This is a genomic window from Stenotrophomonas sp. YIM B06876 (genome assembly GCF_030711595.1).
Classification (GTDB): Bacteria; Pseudomonadota; Gammaproteobacteria; order Xanthomonadales; family Xanthomonadaceae; genus Stenotrophomonas.
In genome coordinates this window covers 1-2,956 of record NZ_JAUJUJ010000087.1, presented here as the reverse complement: position 1 = coordinate 2,956, position 2,956 = coordinate 1, and the positions used below count along the sequence as shown (strand labels likewise).

The 2,956-nt window shown below is 62.8% G+C and carries 3 protein-coding genes; 1 reads left to right on the top strand and 2 read right to left on the bottom strand.

Translation table 11 applies throughout. From position 1 onward, the window contains the following. The coding region (locus QZH66_RS14745) for a tripartite tricarboxylate transporter substrate-binding protein (RefSeq protein WP_305806676.1) at nt 1-484 on the top strand (484 nt) is incomplete at its 5' end. Between the two features lie 276 nt (nt 485-760). Here the strand turns inward: QZH66_RS14745 and groL are convergent. Both groL and QZH66_RS14735 read right to left on the bottom strand, forming a co-directional pair. Beyond that, the gene (gene groL / locus QZH66_RS14740; protein ID WP_305806675.1) at nt 761-2,410 is read right to left on the bottom strand and encodes a chaperonin GroEL; all 1,650 of its coding nucleotides are present in this window, start codon (nt 2,408-2,410) and stop codon (nt 761-763) included. 84 nt (nt 2,411-2,494) lie between these two features. Further along, the gene (locus tag QZH66_RS14735) at nt 2,495-2,785 is read right to left on the bottom strand and encodes a co-chaperone GroES (RefSeq protein ID WP_169633421.1); all 291 of its coding nucleotides are present in this window, start codon (nt 2,783-2,785) and stop codon (nt 2,495-2,497) included. Nucleotides 2,786-2,956: the final 171 nt, after the last annotated feature.

Below are 2,956 nucleotides of genomic sequence, written 5' to 3'. Positions count from 1 at the left end.
GATGCATTTGGCCGGGGAGCTCTTCAAGCGGGAGACCGGAGCGCAGTTGGTGCATGTTCCCTATGCAGCCCCCGGTCAGGCGACGACCAACCTGATCGCCAATGAAATTCAGGCCATGTTCCAGCTCGTGCCGGGCGTTGTCGGGCAGGTGAAGGGCGGCAAGCTGCGCGCCCTGGCCATCATGTCTGCGGAGCGGTCGCAGGCCTTGCCCGATGTGCCTACCACCACGGAGCTGGGGTATCCGAAGCTGCAGTCGTCCACCTGGTTTGCCTTGCTGGCGCCCAAGGGCACGCCAACGGAAATCCTGGACCGCATCAATGCGGAGGTCAACGACATCCTGAAGGATCCGGAAGTCAAGAAGAGCTTGGCAGCCATGGGCGCCACGCCACTGGGGGGATCGCGCAGAGTCCTTGCCGACCATCTGGCGGCGGAAACCTCCAAATGGAGCGGCATCGTCAAGATGGCCGGTATTCAGAACCAATGACCCAGGCGGGCGGTCGGCACTGCCCCTCCTGCGGCAAGCCAGACCGAGACAAGCCGCTCAGTGACGCCCGGTACGCCGTACCGGGCGTTTGCAATTTCTGCAGCCAGTGGGTGCGTTGGCTGCGCTGGCGCCAGCCCGGATGGGCGACTGCCCGGGCCGGCCCTTGACCCAGCAGATCGCCTGAATAAAAAAGCCCGCAGGCGACCAGGCCTGCGGGCTTTTTTTGAAAGGTGAGGCGGGCGCCTCTGGGCGGGAGCAAGCCCCGCCCGATGGCCATTACATGCCCATGCCGCCCATGCCACCCATGCCGCCCATGTCGGGCATGCCGCCGCCAGCGCCGGCTTCGTCCTTCGGCGCCTCGGCGACCATGCACTCGGTCGTCAGCATCAGCGAGGACACCGATGCTGCGTTCTGCAGCGCGGTGCGCGTGACCTTGGTCGGGTCCAGAATGCCCATCTCGATCATGTCGCCGTAGGTGTCGTTGGCGGCGTTGAAGCCGTAGTTGCCCTTGCCGGCCAGGATGGCGTTGACCACCACCGAAGGCTCGCCACCGGCGTTGGCCACGATCTCGCGCAGGGGCGCTTCGATGGCCTTGAGCACCAGCTTGATGCCGGCTTCCTGGTCCGCGTTGTCACCCTTGATCTCGCCAGCCGCCTGGCGGGCGCGCAGCAGGGCCACGCCACCGCCGGCCACGATGCCTTCTTCCACGGCAGCGCGGGTGGCGTGCAGTGCGTCTTCGACGCGGGCCTTCTTTTCCTTCATCTCGACTTCGGTGGCTGCGCCGACCTTGATCACGGCCACACCGCCGGCCAGCTTGGCCACGCGTTCCTGCAGCTTTTCGCGGTCGTAGTCGCTGGTCGCTTCTTCGATCTGCACGCGCACTTGCTTGACGCGCGCTTCGATGTCGGCGGCCTGGCCTTCGCCGTCGATGATGATGGTGTTTTCCTTGCCCACTTCGACGCGCTTGGCCTGGCCCAGGTCGGCCAGCGTGACCTTCTCCAGCGTCAGGCCCACTTCCTCGGCGATGACCTTGCCGCCCGTCAGGATGGCGATGTCTTCCAGCATGGCCTTGCGGCGGTCGCCAAAGCCCGGGGCCTTGACTGCGACAACCTTCAGGATGCCGCGGATGGTGTTGACCACCAGCGTCGCCAGGGCTTCGCCTTCGACGTCTTCGGCAATGATCAGCAGCGGACGGCCAGCCTTGGCCACTTGCTCCAGCGTGGGCAGCAGGTCGCGGATGTTGCTGATCTTCTTGTCGAACAGCAGCACGAAGGGGTTGTCCAGGATCGCGGCCTGCTTTTCGGGGTTGTTGATGAAGTAGGGCGAGAGGTAGCCGCGGTCGAACTGCATGCCTTCGACGACGTCGAGTTCGTTGTCCAGGCTCTTGCCGTCTTCCACGGTGATCACGCCTTCCTTGCCGACCTTGTCCATGGCATTGGCAATGATTTCGCCGATGCTGGAGTCAGAGTTGGCGGAGATCGAGCCGACCTGGGCGATTTCCTTGGAGGTGGTGGTGGCCTTGGAGGCCTTCTTCAGCTCGGCGACCAGGGCCGTCACGGCCTTGTCGATGCCGCGCTTGAGGTCCATGGGGTTCATGCCGGCGGCCACGTACTTCATGCCTTCGCGCACGATGGCCTGGGCCAGCACGGTGGCGGTGGTGGTGCCGTCGCCAGCGTTGTCAGAGGTCTTGGAAGCGACTTCCTTGACCATCTGCGCGCCCATGTTCTGCAGCTTGTCCTTGAGCTCGATTTCCTTGGCCACGGACACGCCGTCCTTGGTCACGGTGGGGGCGCCGAACGAGCGCTCGAGCACCACGTTGCGGCCTTTCGGGCCCAGGGTGGTCTTGACTGCGTTGGCCAGGATGTTCACACCTTCGACCATGCGGGCGCGGGCTTCGCCGCCGAAAACTACGTCTTTTGCTGCCATGTTGGAGCTCCTGAATATAAGTTAAATACGGTTCCAGCGCCCGTAAATCAAGCGCCAGTAGCTATTAATTTAATAGCTTGTTGATTACTTTTCGACGACGGCAAAAAGGTCGTCTTCCTTCATGACCAGCAACTCGTCGCCGTCGACCTTGACGGTCTGGCCGCTGTACTTGCCAAACAACACGCGGTCGCCGACCTTGACGCTCATCGCGCCCAGTTCGCCCTTGTCGTTCTTCTTGCCAGGGCCCACGGCCAGCACTTCGCCTTGGTCAGGCTTTTCAGCGGCGTTGTCGGGGATGAAGATGCCGGATGCGGTCTTGGTTTCGCTTTCGATGCGCTTGACAATCACGCGGTCAGCAAGGGGGCGAAGTTTCATTGCGATCTCCTGGGTTCAAAAAGGGTTTGCTACATCAAAAAGCGCCTGACATCTCAGGCGCCACCAAACTTCGGCCAGACAGCGTTGTTAGCACTCTCTGGCGTTGAGTGCTAATGATAAGGGCATTTGTGCCGATTTCAAGAGCCCGGTGGTGGCTCAGGCCGCGGGCAG

What these genes read in the sequence shown, in the direction of transcription:
- groL (WP_305806675.1), bottom strand. Translation starts at nt 2,410, where the DNA reads ATGGCAGCAAAAGACGTAGTTTTCGGCGGCGAAGCCCGCGCCCGCATG.
- QZH66_RS14735 (WP_169633421.1), bottom strand. Translation starts at nt 2,785, where the DNA reads ATGAAACTTCGCCCCCTTGCTGACCGCGTGATTGTCAAGCGCATCGAA.